The sequence below is a fragment of the Trichodesmium erythraeum IMS101 genome, assembly GCF_000014265.1.
GTDB classification, from domain to species: domain Bacteria; phylum Cyanobacteriota; class Cyanobacteriia; order Cyanobacteriales; family Microcoleaceae; genus Trichodesmium; species Trichodesmium erythraeum.
Genome location: NC_008312.1, coordinates 3,008,526 through 3,023,338, shown reverse-complemented (window position 1 = coordinate 3,023,338; position 14,813 = coordinate 3,008,526). Strand labels below are relative to the sequence as shown.

Genomic DNA, 14,813 nt, shown 5'->3' with positions numbered 1-14,813 from the left:
CTTGTAATTTCTTCTTGGAGTTGCATAAAAATTTATCAGAGAGAATAGTAGAAGGTTTTATATGAAATTAGGCGATCGTGTTCGCGTTAATAGTTCTGTTGTTGTTTACATTCATCCTGAACATAAAGGACAACCATTTGATATTAAAGATCACGAAGGAGAAGTGATTAATATTATCAATGAATGGAAAGGTAGACCAGTTAGTGCGAATTTACCAATTCTTGTCAAATTTACAAAATTTAAAGTTCATCTTAAGGAGGAGGAGTTAGAAATAATCTCATAAGTTGAGGTGAATACTAATGGGGTTTATGTAGGGCTGTCCCCATTTATTGATTTATTTGTTTATTTATTTATTTATTGAATAGATTATAGAGGTTATATTTGAGTTGTAGCAACTTGATAAATTCTTGCTACAAATATTTAGGGTTTGATCTTCTTTATCTTTTTCAGGAGTAGGAGAATAGGGAGGTGGGTAGGGACGTTGCATGCAACGTCCTATAGAAAAACAGGGAATTTATAGAAGAGGTAGTTGAATGTATTTTTTCCTTGTGGCCTTTTTCAGTGATCTCCCCAAAATATTATTTTTTAAAGCTCTAGAGCGCCAAAAATAGATGTTTGTTGGGAATCCAGCAATGCTAAAATCTCTATATTTCAATGCTTTTATCTTTCATCAGCAAGCCCTACTTAGGCTGCTTCTAGTGCTTATTCATAGCACAATATGATTCAGTTAAGGATTTTTTTTGAAGTTCTGCAAAATTTAAAGGCTCATAATTCTGGTTCTATTGTTTAGTTGCAAATTTTAGTAATATTATTTTTGTCTGACTTCTTTTTGGTTTAAACTCAGATTCTTTAATTTAAAGTGTAGTGCAAAAATACCGTAAGAAAAGGAGCACGATTAATTAAGTATTAATACTGAAAGTCAGGATAAGTTGGCGCAAGTAAAATACATAAAAAAAATAGTTGGCAAATGGCTAATAAAAGTCCCTGGAGGCTAAAATTTGATGGAAAAATTCACTCTTGGAAGAGGGGAGCGATCGCCTATCACCAATTTCAGATTTTCTGGCATTTAGCTATTTACAACTGTCCAGACCCAAATTTGTTTTTTTTTGAGGTTACACAAACTTTTTTATTGATCAAGGGTAAGCAGTTTCAGGAGCTCAAAGTTCTCTAGTTTGAATATATGCTTGGTGCAAGCTGTACCCAGTTAAGCAGGGTCCAAGGGGTTAAGTCATTAGCGAGCTCTAAATATTCTAATATAGTTATTTTAAATAGATGATTAGCAACATTTTACACCTAGATGTAATTTACGCGATGTTCTATGTTTACCAAAATCTATGAGTTTTGGTTTTCTATTTACGAACAGGAGTAAGTTTTAACGCCTGTCTGTAGAATATACTGCGGTGGGAAAAACTTGGTATCATTAGTCTAACTGGTATCACAATATTTAACTTTCTCAAATTACGGGATACGTTACTATGGTTTGGCACAGGTAAATCTAGTTTCCTCAAGTCAGATAAAAATTATCCTTTGTGTTTGTCCTCATGCTGCTATCAAGTAGAAATTCCATAACCCAGTTGCTGTTAGGATTAAGATTAATTTGTGCTCAAAATTATCTTGATGACTATGTTAAATTTAACTAATAGCTCTATAACGCTTGATGCCTGCAAACGCATTTTCATATACTCACCTTGGCTCTTCTTAATTTCTGATTCTCCAATTATTGTTTTACTTTAGGTTTTTTATGGGTAATACAGATGTTTTCATATTAGTTTTGGAGACCTTGGAAACCACTTATAAGTTCTATCCAAATCTTCACAGGCATATCTCTTTCAGAGGAAGCTGGGTAGTCTGAAGGAGTTATCGTTGCAGAAACAGAATGTAAGTTTCCATTAATTCCGCTTCAGGCGAAACTGGGGATAAACGTTAAAGGTGATTATTTTGATCCGTATTTAGAGGACAGGTTTCCATTAATTCCGCTTCAGGCAAAGCTGGGGGGGAACCAAAAAGGAGGCAGGTGCTTAACGTTTCTATTAATTCCGCTTCAGGCAAAGCTGGGGCGGAGTATAATTAGCCTATTCAGGGAGTTGATAGAATATTTCCAATTAATTCCGCTTTAGGTGAAGCTGGGGGGATCTACGATTTTAAAACACAACACAGCAATACTTTCAGACCCCCAAATATACTCACTCCTTTGATAAAAAAGTCAATATAGCAGTTTTTACTAAAATAATAGCCCTCAAATCCAATCCCAGTATGGGAAAAACGCAAGTCAACGAGATAATCAGAGTTTCAGCAATTCTGGGATGTGAGTATGTCAGGTTTTCATGAAGATAAAAAAACTACTCTAAATTACTTCTAATAAGCTATAAATTACTAAAAAGATATTGCCATTTATTTTTTAAATTTATTTATACTATAAAACTTACTTTTTATCTGACCTATAAGAATACGAATTGTCAATCCATAAACAATATATTTTTTGTGGAAAATGGTAATAGAATTTGGGCTAACTTTTTACTTAGAGAAGTAGGAGATACATTGAATTGAATTGTGCATTTACCCCGTTTTTTGCTGAACCTCTATTTTTTTAGTTGCCTGTGCATATTTCTAGTTTGTATAAACCTATTACTATCATTCTGAAATAGATAAATTTTTTAGTTTTGATGATAAGTAATATTAATACTATACCACAAAAAGTCACAGGAGTGACAAGGGTGACAGCCGTGACAAAATCAAAAGTTCCATGATCAGACAAAATTAATAGGAGATATACCTATGAAGACACCAATAGAAGTTATGAGTGCTTTCCAAAGTCTCCAAAATCAATATAAAAATATCTGTATTCCCCATAAAAAAGTGAAGGGAAGACAATTAAGGGAAAAACAAAAATTGGAAAATCAGAAATTAAGAATAGTCAAGGATAGTTGATAAAAATGCGTTCAAGTCCCCCGATGGACGAGGGAGGGTTTCAACCTAATTTTTCGGTAACTTGTTTTATGGATATAATTAATATTAATTACAACTACATTCTCTTAAGAACACTTATCATCAGAATAGTTGCCCAAAAAAATATGTAAATTCAGTATAATATTTTGTATTAAACAAAAAGAGGAAAAAAGTAGGTAGATAGATGGACCCAAAGAGTAGAAGATTTATGATAATGAGTCTTGGCTAATTAGCTATCAAATTATTAGCATATAAAGGTTTTAGCTTCTTAGGATTAAAAAAAAGTGCCAGCTTTTCGATTGTTTAAACTCAAGAAGTTAACCTTTTGATCAGACAATAGCAGAAAAATCATGGGATAAATATATCTAGATACCTCTGAGTTAATTCAATACAGTTCAAATAAGAAAAAAAACTTATAAGGCATGGAACCAAAATTATGGGCTTTTGAGCTAGCATAAATCGGGCAAAAAATCCTTAAATAAAGCGTATTGCTTTATAATTCCTATTTATCCTTACTCTTTAAAAAAAACAAAAAAAAGTAATCCTTAATGAAATATATTCTGGATAAGTTTAAGAGATAAGTTTCTACTTAAAAATTAGATATTAAATAATCACAAAAAATATAATATTATTCCAGAATTTGTCCTATCAGCTTCTAGGAAAAAATTATGAGCAAAACTCATGCTAAATCATCGGAAAAATTGACATTTTTAACTACATTAAATACTAAAAATAATCAAACTATTTCCTCTTCTAAGGGAATTTTTAGCATCTTTTCTGCGTTCCCAGAATATGACCGTGGTAACAGACTGTATGAAATGGGTAGATACGAGTCAGCTATTCCCTACTACGAAAATGCAGTGAAAATAAAGCCAGACTGGGCTATAGGTTGGTTAAAACTAGCTGAGGCCTTATCTAAATTGCAAAAGTATGAACAAGCAGTAGAGGCTTATAAAAGATCCCTATCTCTCAAACAAAACGCTCATCAAGCTTGGCATAGTTATGGAGTTGTATTATCTAATTTAAAGCAGTATGAGCAAGCGATCGCTTGCTTTGACAAAGCAATTAAAATTAATCCAAATGATTATCAATCATGGTTTAATAAAGCAATTATTTTAAGCGAATTAAAACAAGATTTACCTGCGATATACTGCTACAAAGAAGCACTAAAAATACAACCTATGAAGGGAGAAATTTGGTATGGTCAAGGTCAAGCATTATTAAATGTGCAAAAATATGCTGAAGCATTAGCAGCTTATGATTGTGCTGCGAAGCTGCAACCTGATAATTATGATATTTGGTTTAAGAGAGGATTAGCTTTATTTCAAACTCAACGTTATGCAGAAGCAGTTATCAGTTATGGCCACGCTATAGAATTACAACCAGAGAATTATCTAGGTTGGTTTAACTTAGGTATTGCTCAAAGTAAACTACATAAATATCACGATGCAGTCTCTTCTTTTAATAAGGCAATTAAATTAAATCCTGATGATTATGAAGCTTGGTATTATAAAGGATTAGCTTTAAAAAATCATTGGAAAGAAGGAGGAGTTGCTTGTTTAGATAAGGCAATTAATTTTAACCCTAATTTACCAGAAATTTGGATTAGTCGTGGTTATATTTTATTAGATTTATTTAAATATCGTGAGGCATTAGAGTCTTTTAATAAGGCAATTACAATTAACTCTAATTATCCCGAATCTTGGTTAGGTAGAGGTAAAGCATGGATGGCTCTAGGTAAATATAATGAAGCTCTTATTGCTTATGGTAATGCTGTTAGTATTGAGCCATATTTTTTAGAGGCTTGGAATTGTCGAGGTGAAGCATTAGAAAGAGTCCAAAATTATGATCAAGCATTGGCAGCTTATGACAAAGTGATAAAAATGAGTTTTGAGCAAGGAGTTTCTGTTGCTAAAGTAGGTTTACAGAGAGGAGCAGCTTTAGAAAAGTTAGAGCGATATCCTGAAGCAATAGAAGCTTATAATTTGGTAATTGAAAAACAACCAAATAATTTTGATGGTTGGTTAAACCGGGGATTAAACTTAGAAAAAATGGCAAATTATGAAGAAGCTGTTTTGAGTTATAGTCGAGCTATTAGTATATGGCCTAGTAATTATCAAGCTTGGTTACAATTAGCTTTAATGCTGGAAAAATTAGAGAGGTTAGATGAAGCGATCGTTGCCTATAACAAAATCATTTCTTTAAGGCCTGGTAATCATGAAACTTGGTTGAAAAGAGGATTAATTCTGGAAAGATTAGGATATGTTCAAGAAGCTGTTAGTTCTTACAAAATTGTATTAGAAATTAAACCTGACTATCACGAAGCAATTGAAAGAAAAAAACGATTAGAATTAACTGTTTAATTTAATTTTGAGTAGTATTTGAGGCGGTAGATAATCCTTAAATTAGATCAAATCCAGATCATTTATTATAGGTCTGTAGAGTGTACCTTATCTATACAAGTCCATCAATTTAAATATAGATTCGGTTAAAAGCTTCCGTCTATTATTGAGCAGTACCAAACAATAATTGTATAGTCAATAGTAATTTAATGGGGGTATCACTATAGATATTTGATGCTCTCCTACGTCTAGTTTTCTGTTGCTTTACCCAATGTTCTATTACTTCATCATAAGCACCAAAATATAAGACTTCCTCTCTGCTTTAGAGAAGCACCATACTGAGACTAGTTGCTGAGGAACTACTTGTATTTGGACTTCGACTTAACTAATATCTAACCTTGGAGTAGTTTTTTTTCTGCTAAACAATTTTTTTGACCCTATTTACTTTCTTTTCGCAAAAAAGCCGGTCTGCAGCTACTGGAACGTAGTGGAAGGGAGCAATTATCTTCGGTGGGCCAATAGTTTTTCCTATTGTCGCCATGATAACTTTTCCGTAGACTTTGGTGTTGTATCAAAGGTGAAGTAAAGAATACTACAAAAAGGTCTCCCTGATCTTGGTCTTAATTTCCCCTAACTATTCGTCATTAGGAGGAAAAGTCTTCCTATCTTATCAACTTTGAAATTAAACTTCTTTCTTCCTTTTTATTTCTTCCTTTAACTAGAAGCACTTGTATAATAGCGCAGAGCGAGTCGCCAAAATTGAATAGAGGCAAAAAATAATCCGCCTGCTAAAACAAAAGAACCCAATATCCAAGTACTTCCAGCCTTACCTAATATGGTTTGAGCTGGTACAGTAGTTAAAAATGCCACTGGTACTAGAAAAGTGAAGAAGAAACGATAAGCAGTAGGGTAAGCTACTATTGGATATCTTCCTGCTCCTAATAAACCTCTGAGGACTTCTGTTAAGTTATAAATTTTGACAAACCAAATACTGGTAGAGCCCAGGATAAACCAGATACTATAAAGAATAATTATCCCACAGACCATTGGAAGTATGGTAAGCAAATAATTGCTTATTCCTAAACCAAGTTTACTACCGGCATATTCTAAGAGGAACCCGCCAAAAATTATGTCTAGTATTCCCCAGGGAGAAATTGTGCGAGTAGAAAGCAAAAATTGACTACTAATGGGTTTGAGAAGGACAAAATCTAGGGTACCTTCTTGTACCTGCTTCACAATTCGGTTTAAACTAGGAATCAAAAAAGTTGCTGAAAGACCCTGTAAAATGGTAAAAATTGCTAGGATAATTAAAGATTCTTCCCAATTCCAACCTTGAAATTTGTAGCCTGTTCTATAGAATAGAAGTAAACTAAATAAGCTACCTAGTAAACCTCCTATGCTGCTAATGGCTGCGATCATAAAGTTGAAACGGTATTCTAATTCAGCCGCAATAGCTGCACTCCAAAATAATTTTAGTACTTGTAAGTATCGTTTCATTGTGACTTAATTGAAAGTAAAATAATAGCAGCAAGTAAATTGAACCCAATTCTATCTTACTTCTGTCTGTAAGAGGAATTCATAAATTCCCCCTACTATTAATTTTGTTATGTTTTGGACAACAAAATTGGTAACTAGAAAAGTAAGAAATAGTTTTGATCAGATGAGAGAATAGGTAATTAGATCAAATAGTTATTTACAAGAAGTTCTATCAATATATTGATGTGCTTCCTATTTCTTCCTTTTTCTTTCCTTCTAATTAGATGTTAAAAGTACAAAATCAGTTACTTTACCTCCACTATAACTCCGCCAATATTCTGATACTTGAAAAAGCTTTTCGTTTGACTGAATTTGATTCATAATTGGGATAGTTTGTGGGGGATAATTTATTTCTTGGTTAGGTTGATTTTTCCTGAGATTTGCAACTAAGTTTTCCATAAATTCATATCCGTCACAAAAAGCATTTGGAGGTTCACCTATTTGTCCATCTGTATAAGCAACTCCTGCTAGATAAATTATATTTTCATAAAAAGAATGTGAATCCATTTGATATAAGTACCTGCGTAATTTTAAAGGTGATGGTGCGATTAAATAGACATTTTTACAGTCAGGTTCAGCACACATTAATTCATCCCAATTTTTGTAAGATTGTAGGGTTTCTCCTGACTCTAATGTATAACCTAAAGCCAGCTGCATTTCATCTAATAATTCTGTTTCCCAATAATTTTTAGATATTCGTTCAAGCCAATAGTGTATAGTATTATAAAATTCTATGTCTGATAAGGAAAGTAATGCCTCTTTGACAGCATCAGTGTATAGTTTTGTTTTTAATTTCATAGTATTACCCCCTTTTTTTGTTTGTTTAATCGACTTTGACTTAGTTTAATTAATTGGCTTTTCTCAGGTAGATAAGTAGTATTACAAAATTATTTACCTATTTTAATCTTTGCCCTCGTAATTAAAGCAAAGAATTCAGCTTGTATAGATGTGTAATTAATTTTTTAACACCACTTATCCTTCAAGATTAACTATAAATATTTCGCAGTTTTCTGCTTGTATAGGAAGCAGAAAAGGATGATTTTACTTCCTTCTTAAAGAGCTGAGTTATCCTTTGCATGTCTTGTCTATAAGACTGAAAAATTTCCTTCTCACCTGGTTTGTTATTTCCTCTATTTTTTTGTTCTTCTAGAATGACTATTGATGTTGTTTATCCCTACCGATAAACCGATAGGGTTTTGGTATAAATCTCTAGTGAGTCAAGAAACTGTATCATATATGATACTGTTGCTACAATTTTCAACACTCCTCAGACAAGAGGTCCATCTACTATTTTATATTTAGGATGGGATTCAGAGTAGATAATTTATACGCCAAAACTAAAATCCTAGTATATAAATAAATTTTTGTCAATCATTTTTTGAGTTTATCGTATTGATTTTTTATTTGTAATTAATAGATTATGGAATAACTATACAGATCAACAGCTAACTAATAAGTAATAATTAATACCTGTTTCATAAACTTGAAATTTTACTGGTAAATAAATCTATTAAGCTTGAAAGCTAAGAGCTCAAGTTATATTTAGTCTAACTTTAGGAAATTGCTATAAAATGACTATTACCCAACCTATGATCACACTAATAAATTTTTAAAAGATATTACTTCTTGAAAGGCTCAGGTCAAAATATTTCTTGAAGCATCACTTTTTTGGGTGTTGGTAAATTAGGGTATGGTTTTTTCAATAAGCCCAGTTGAACTTCAATACAATTTTCTCGATGTTAATCAATTCATATTCATAAAAATGAAAAAAAAGAAAGGAAAACAATGATTAAGTCTAAATCTATGTTGGTTGTGAGTAGAAGACCTTTTTTAGACTACTATCAAACACAAAGAAGCTATTGAGATGATCTAAAACATGAATTACGTCGATGGCATGGTTTTTTTTGGTCAGTTAAAAGGCATAAGTCCTCTGGCAATTATCAATTGTATAAATAAGTAGGAAAATTATTACAAAAAAGCTTATGAGCTGGAAACAATTGTTCAAGTGGGAGAATTAGAGGAACTAGAAGTCTCTGTGAGATCAAAAAAAAACAAAATTTTGCTCTCAAAAGTTGTAGCTCCTATATGAAAAAGTCATAAAAGGAAGGTTACTTGAAGATCATTGCGTCGAAACCTTCCAACTATTATGGGAAATAGTGGATCTCAAGGAGATGCTACTTTGACGTCACTGATGGCTGGAAAGTTACTCCAAGTTTTCTTCCGGATGGAGTTGTTAGCAAAATTTACATCAGTTGAGTTGAGGGAGAAAACACCAAAGTATGAGATAATCTTGCTTGCTCAAAGAAAAACCCTTTGTTGCTCTAAGTCTGAAATGATGCTGAGAAATTCAGTGAGTCAATAATCTCACTATCTCAAATTTAGAAGTGTTCCTATACCTTATACTGAGAAGACTCAGCAATTTAAGCACGAAACAGCGGTCGCATTTTTTCCTAGTCATATCTTCATTTACCAATGCTTTTTTTTGAATTTGATAATAATATGTGGATGGTTGTTGAAAAATGATGATTTGTTGAGCTTTGACATTTACAACTATTCTCAAATTTACAGTGCTTTTGTTCCCTTATGAGGTATAGTAACAGTAATGAGTAAATTCATAAAATAATTATGTTTCATAGACGATCGCTAAAGTTAAAATAATAATTTGGTGATATTGCTTATCTACACCTTTACTAATAAAGATTATTTTTTTTTACAAACGGTCAAGTTTTCACTGAGTGAATATCTTTACCTCTCCATCTCATAATAGTTTTCAGTTGCTTCTTACCCCGTGAGCTTACAAATTCAAACCAAAAACTGAGTTTATTGCTATAAGTATGATTTTTCACGACTCTTGGGAAAGTTGTTGTTATAAAACGATCCTAATAAAGATAAAAAAGATCATTTTGTTACAAATACTTGAGGACAGTTATAGTAAATTAAGATTCTAAGCCATTCTAAAGTATCAATGATTATGAATACTCAAAACCATAACATTTTGACTCAAGAAGAACAAAGACTGGAAGCAGATCTTAACCATAAAGCATACTGGCAACGTTGGGGACCTTATTTGAGTGAGAGACAATGGGGAACAGTACGGGAAGACTATAGCGAAGATGGTTCTGCTTGGGATTATTTTTCCCACGAACAATCTCATTATCGTGCTTATAGATGGGGAGAGGATGGTATTTGTGGTATTTCTGATAATCATCAACGACTGTGTTTTGCGATCGCTCTTTGGAATGGCGAAGATCTAATGCTCAAAGAACGACTTTTTGGTTTAACTGGCACTCAAGGAAATCATGGTGAAGATGTCAAAGAGTATTATTTTTATTTAGATAATACCCCCAGCCATAGTTATATGAAGGCACTTTATAAGTATCCCCAAGCTGCTTTTCCCTATACTGAGTTATTAACAGAAAATCAACAGCGCGATGGTAAGTCTTTAGAATATGAATTGCTTGATACTGGAGTCTTTGCTGAAAATCGTTATTTTGATGTCTTTGTTGAATATGCTAAAGCTACAGCGGAAGATATTCTGATTAAAATTACAGTAAATAACTTAGCTTCAGAAACTAAAACGTTACACTTATTACCCACTCTCTGGTTTAGAAATACTTGGTCTTGGACTCAAGATTCAGAGAAGCCTATCCTCAAAAAAATTAATCATGGTCTCGTTGAAGCTAACCACCCTACTTTAGGTAAAAGGTGGCTTTATTTTTCGGAAACTATGGAACTATTTTTTACTGAGAATGAAACAAATGCACAACGTTTATCTGGAGAAAAAAATACTTCTCCTTATGTGAAAGATGGCATCAATAATTATTTAGTAAATGGTCAAAAAGATGCTATTAATCCTAATATGTCTGGCACAAAGTTTGCTCCACATTATCTTTTAGAACTAAAACCAGGTGAAACTAAAACTATTAAATTAAGACTTGCTAATTCTTCAGAAATTAGACAACCATTTGATGCCAAGTTTGACGATACTTTTCAAAGAAGAATTCAGGAAGCAGATGAATTTTATCAGAGGATTTCTCCCTGTAAAATGAAGGATGAATTGCGAAATATTCAGCGTCAAGCTTTTGCTGGATTATTATGGACAAAACAATATTATCATTATGTTGTAGAAGATTGGTTAAAAGGGGATTTTCAAGAGCCGTCAATATTAGAAAATAGGAAAAATATTAGAAATTCTGAGTGGATTCATCTATTTAATGATGATATAATTTCTATGCCTGACAAATGGGAATATCCTTGGTATGCTGTTTGGGATTTAGCCTTTCATACTATACCTTTAGCAATAATTGATCCTAATTTTGCTAAACATCAATTAGACTTAATTACTAGGGAATGGTATATGCACCCCAACGGTCAATTACCAGCTTATGAATGGAATTTTAATGATGTCAATCCTCCGGTTCATGCTTGGGGAACTTGGAGAGTTTATCAGATAGAAAAAGAAGTTTATGGTCGCCAGGATAGAAAGTTTCTCGAAAGAGTATTTCAAAAGCTTTTACTCAATTTTACTTGGTGGGTTAACCAGAAAGATATTGAGGGAAATAATGTTTTTGAAGGAGGCTTTTTAGGATTAGATAATATTGGGGTATTTAACCGGAGTTCTGAACTACCAACTGGAGGGCATATTGAACAATCAGATGGTACAAGTTGGATGGCAATGTTTTGTTTGGATATGTTAAAAATTGCTCTGGAACTTGCCCTCGAAAATGATGTTTATGAAGATATTGCGTCTAAGTTTTTTGAGCATTTTCTCTACATTGTAGATGCCATGAATCATTTAGGTCCTGGTGGTACTCAACTTTGGGACGAAACTGATAATTTTTATTATGATGTTTTGCATGAACCAGGAAAGGAAGATATACACTTAAAAGTTCGTTCTATAGTAGGATTAATACCATTATTTGCTGTAGCAATTATTGACTCAGAAACTTTGCAAAAATTACCGAAATTCAAAAAAAGAGTCAACTGGTTTATGCAAAATAGAGTTGATCTTAGTGCTAATATTGCTTGTCTGGAAGCTTGTGGAATTGAATCAGAACGCTTACTCGCTATTGTTAGTCCGGAAAGGCTGAAAATTATCCTGGAAAAAATGTTAGATGAAAATGAGTTTTTTAGTGATTATGGCGTTCGTTCTTTGTCTCGTTACCATGCGGAAAATCCTTATATTTTTTATGCTGATGAAGATGAATACAGAGTAGATTATGAACCTGCTGAATCTGTTAGTGCAATGTTTGGAGGAAACTCTAATTGGCGAGGTCCTATATGGTTTCCAATCAATCATTTAATGATAGAGTCTCTGCAAAGGTTTCATAATTATTTAGGTGATGATTTTCGGGTAGAATGTCCGACTGGTTCTGGTCAGATGATGAATTTGTGGGAAGTATCATTAGAAATTGAAGCGAGACTAATTAACATTTTCCTTAAAGATAAAAATGGAAAACGTCCGGTTTATGGAGATACGGAAATGTTCCAAAATGACGATCACTGGCAAGATTTAATTCTGTTTTATGAATATTTTCATGGTGATAAGGGTGCGGGTTTAGGTGCAAATCATCAGACTGGTTGGACTGGTTTGGTGGCGAAATTGATTCAGCAGCGGAGTGAGTATAGTTGTGAGATTTAGTTGTCTTGCTGGTTGATCTTAAGTCTCTGTAGATTCCTAATTATGGGATTTTGGGCAGGTAGAGAGGCCGGGAGATGTGTTTTTGGGAAAGATGGAGATATGAGGCTAACTACTAAAGCCGAATAATACCAATTCCCAAAAATAATTCTCTACTTAGGTTGGATTTCAATTGTTAAGTAATTAATACCAAGGGTGAAAAAATAATGTTACCAATTGTAAGGAGGATAAAAAGATTTTAGAGGGGATTTTTGTTTGAAAAAAAAGATGATTTCAGATAAAAAATGGTATTAAAGCTATTAATTATGATTCCTGATTTCTGAGATATAATTTATAAAAAATTTTCTCCAAATTTGTAGCAAACATTTATCAAGTTGATGTCACAAAAATTGAGTTACTTTTTTGATAATTATTAGCTAGAAGTTTATCAATTATTTTTATGTTGATCTCTCTCTTCATGAATAGGGAGGTTACATACAATCTCTCTACCTAGGCTTAATTAGTTTTTTCTCAGCGTCTAAAGAAATCTAGAAACTAAAAAATTTAATTGTTGTTAAATTGCAGGAAAGTTTTAATAATTATCTTCAGCTAGGAGAAAAAAATATGATAAAAACTAACTTACTTCAGATAATGGCTGTTAATATTCAAACTTAAATTAACATGAACATTAGTCACGAATGATTTGTTTTTTCAGTAGGGTTTAACCAATATTTATATTAAAAAATAATGGCTACAGAAGAATTAATTATTCTGGTACAGATAGGAAGTAATACAGTTAGAGAAAATTTAGGTATTGAAACACGATATATAATATAGATATAATTTAGTTACAGATTTATCGGAGTTAAATATCTAATAATCCGTATTTTTTTTGGATGCTTAATAGTTTTACCCTAGCTTCTCCAGCATTATCTGCTAAATCAGCAAATTCTAAGAAACGTTTTAACTCCTTTTTGAGTAAATTTCGTTCTATTGCTAAGGTACTTCTACCCATATCTGGAGGCAAAACAATCATATCAAATAAAGTTGCCCTTTCTTTACTAGAATGAGGTCGTAAAATTCTACCTCTTCTCTGAATAAATTGTCGGGGGTTTTGACTGCTTGCTAAAATAACTGCATTTTTAATTGCTGGTATATCTATTCCTTCATCTAAACAACGAATTGCTACTAAACCTTGTAATTCTCCATTTTCAAATTGTTTTCTTAACTTTTCTCTTGTTTTAATCGAAGTTTCAGAGGTATAAGTATTAACACGATAACCTAATTCTGATCCTAATACTTTTACTACTGCTTCCATTTGTCGTAAATTTGAAATATTGTTTTTTTCTACCCATCCATCTCCACAATAAAATAAGGTATGAGTTGTTTGTAAACGATTTAGCATTAATTTTTTTAATGCCGTCAATTTGTTTTTTGCAGAAGCAATTAATCGAGAACGCTGCATTAATAAAGCTGTTAAATCTTCTTTCTCTATTTTTACGTTTCTTTTTTCTGACAATAATAATGCCCAACCAATTTTAGAGGTTAGTTTGACATAATCTCGACTTTCTGATTCAGTCAACTCTACTAAAATTGGATAATAAAGATAACGAGCTAAAGCACCTTGTTGAATGGCATTAGCTAAAGTTAGTTCTGGTTGCAATACTTGACCAAAATAATCTAAAATTGCTGTAGTTCCTTGGCTGTCAAAATATCTTTCTGGGGTAGCTGATAGGGCGAGTCTTAAGCCAAAATTTTTTGGTAAGCTTTTCTCTAATTTTGGGGAACCTAAATGATGAGCTTCATCGCCAATAATTAAAGTTTTTTCAGGAAAATATTTAAGCTGAGATTGAAAACTATCTGAGATAAAAGTAGAGTTAGTAGTAATAATAGAAATAAATTTTTTATTACCAGAGTGAATGTTATAAAGTATGGTAGAAAGTTGATTTTGCCAAGCATTTACATTCTCAAAAGCTAGAATTGGTTGGAAGGCAAATTTTTCACATTCTCTTCCCCATTGAGTTACTAAGTGACGATAAGGACAGACTACTATTAATACTTGTAAGCTAATTTTTTGATAAAGTTGAGTAGCGATCGCTAAAGCAGTTATTGTTTTACCAGTACCAGTTGCCATCTTTAAAATGCCCCTACCTCGATTAGCAAACCAATTATTAATAGCTTGTTCCTGATAGGGTCGTAATGTTAAATGAGATGGCATTCTAGGAATTCCTAAATTTTCTACTAAAATATTCACTTTTGCTACTTTTATATACACTACTTTTTGATAAATTAAATCTATTGCTAGCCGTCAATTAGTAATAGTTTTTACTCTTACTTTATGATAATTAAATAAATTTACTAAATAATATTTT

General features: G+C 32.4%; 9 protein-coding genes. 6 read left to right on the top strand and 3 right to left on the bottom strand.

What is annotated here, in order from left to right:
- The first annotated feature begins 61 nt into the window (after positions 1 to 61).
- The 4 genes from TERY_RS09205 (at position 62) to TERY_RS09195 (ending at position 5,309) form a co-directional block, all read left to right on the top strand.
- The gene (locus TERY_RS09205) at positions 62 to 283 is read left to right on the top strand and encodes a ferredoxin-thioredoxin reductase variable chain (protein WP_011611575.1); all 222 of its coding nucleotides are present in this window, start codon (positions 62 to 64) and stop codon (positions 281 to 283) included.
- A 684-nt stretch (positions 284 to 967) separates the two neighbouring features.
- Positions 968 to 1,171, top strand: coding sequence for a hypothetical protein (locus tag TERY_RS09200; RefSeq protein ID WP_044136637.1), 204 nt, complete (start codon positions 968 to 970; stop codon positions 1,169 to 1,171).
- 1,604 nt (positions 1,172 to 2,775) lie between these two features.
- Positions 2,776 to 2,928, top strand: a complete 153-nt coding sequence (locus TERY_RS32805) for a hypothetical protein (protein WP_155994380.1) — start codon at positions 2,776 to 2,778, stop codon at positions 2,926 to 2,928.
- A gap of 686 nt (positions 2,929 to 3,614) precedes the next feature.
- Complete coding sequence (locus TERY_RS09195; RefSeq protein WP_011611574.1) at positions 3,615 to 5,309, top strand: tetratricopeptide repeat protein; 1,695 nt, start codon at positions 3,615 to 3,617, stop codon at positions 5,307 to 5,309.
- Between the two features lie 693 nt (positions 5,310 to 6,002).
- Here the strand turns inward: TERY_RS09195 and TERY_RS09190 are convergent.
- Together TERY_RS09190 and TERY_RS09185 are read right to left on the bottom strand one after the other, a co-directional pair.
- Positions 6,003 to 6,785, bottom strand: a complete 783-nt coding sequence (locus TERY_RS09190) for an ABC-2 family transporter protein (RefSeq protein ID WP_011611573.1) — start codon at positions 6,783 to 6,785, stop codon at positions 6,003 to 6,005.
- 255 nt (positions 6,786 to 7,040) lie between these two features.
- Positions 7,041 to 7,622 (bottom strand): hypothetical protein, encoded by a 582-nt coding sequence (locus TERY_RS09185; RefSeq protein ID WP_011611572.1) that lies wholly within the window; start codon positions 7,620 to 7,622, stop codon positions 7,041 to 7,043.
- Between the two features lie 1,348 nt (positions 7,623 to 8,970).
- On the opposite strand from TERY_RS09185, the gene TERY_RS30445 reads away from it, so the two are divergent.
- Both TERY_RS30445 and TERY_RS09175 read left to right on the top strand, forming a co-directional pair.
- Positions 8,971 to 9,186, top strand: coding sequence for a hypothetical protein (locus tag TERY_RS30445; protein WP_044136635.1), 216 nt, complete (start codon positions 8,971 to 8,973; stop codon positions 9,184 to 9,186).
- Positions 9,187 to 9,795: 609 nt separating this feature from the next.
- Positions 9,796 to 12,465 carry an MGH1-like glycoside hydrolase domain-containing protein gene (locus TERY_RS09175; protein WP_155994379.1) on the top strand — a complete coding sequence of 890 codons (2,670 nt, stop codon included), beginning with the start codon at positions 9,796 to 9,798 and terminating at the stop codon, positions 12,463 to 12,465.
- Between the two features lie 841 nt (positions 12,466 to 13,306).
- On the opposite strand, the gene TERY_RS09170 is transcribed toward TERY_RS09175, so the two are convergent.
- Positions 13,307 to 14,659: a DNA phosphorothioation system restriction enzyme gene (locus TERY_RS09170; protein WP_081432539.1), complete on the bottom strand. Its 1,353-nt coding sequence runs from the start codon at positions 14,657 to 14,659 to the stop codon at positions 13,307 to 13,309.
- Positions 14,660 to 14,813: the final 154 nt, after the last annotated feature.